We start from the raw sequence: 837 nt of genomic DNA on the forward strand, positions 1-837 counted from the left end.
GGCGATCAGCGGCGCGGCCAGCATGGCCCAGAGCGAGAAGTGGGACTCGTACTCGGTGGTGCTCATGCCGCCGTTGCCGACCTCCAGCATGTCGGGGTCGTTCCAGGCATTGGGGCCGGCATGGGCGGCGCGCTCGACCTGCATGTCCAGGATGTCGGTCATGCCGTGCGACCAGTCCTTCTTGCCGGACCACGCGTCGAAGATATCGCCGGTGGTGCGCCACAGGTGGCCGACGGTGGGCCCCCAGCGCTCGGGATGGTCGGTGCCCCATTCGCAGATCGACAGCACGATGTCGCGGCCCGATTCGCGCAGCGCCTTGGCCATGATGGTGTAGGCCGCCTCGGCGTTGCGGGGGCCGGTGTGGCACCAGTCGTACTTGAGGTAGTCGACGCCCCAGCGGGCGTACTGGCGCGCGTCCTGGAACTCATGGCCCGCGCTGCCGGGCCGGCCGCCGCAGGTCAGCGAGCCGGCGTCGGAATAGAGCCCGAACTTGAGGCCCCTGGCATGGACGTAGTCGGCCAGCGCCTTGATGCCCGACGGGAAGCGCTCGGGGTCGGCCTGGATGTTGCCGTCGGCGTCGCGGCTCTTCTGCCAGCAGTCGTCGATGACGATGTACTGGTAGCCAGCGGCCTTCATGCCGGAGGCGGCCATCGCATCGGCCTGCTGCCGGATCAGCTGCTCGCTGACGTTGCAGGCGAACTTGTTCCAGGAGTTCCAGCCCATCGGCGGCGTCGGCGCGAGATTGGGCTTGGGCGCGTCGAGCTTGAGGGTCTCGTGGGCCTGGGCGGGCAGCGCGGCCGTGGCGATCACGGCGACGAGCGCCAGCGCGGCGCGTCG

At 69.8% G+C, this 837-nt stretch carries 1 protein-coding gene; it reads right to left on the minus strand.

What is annotated here, in order from left to right; translation table 11 throughout:
* Positions 1-810 (minus strand): glycoside hydrolase family 27 protein (locus FUT87_RS25225; RefSeq protein ID WP_255512028.1); only part of this gene is annotated, 810 nt, incomplete at its 3' end.
* Positions 811-837 lie beyond the last annotated feature (27 nt).

It is taken from the genome of Mitsuaria sp. TWR114, from assembly GCF_007997345.1.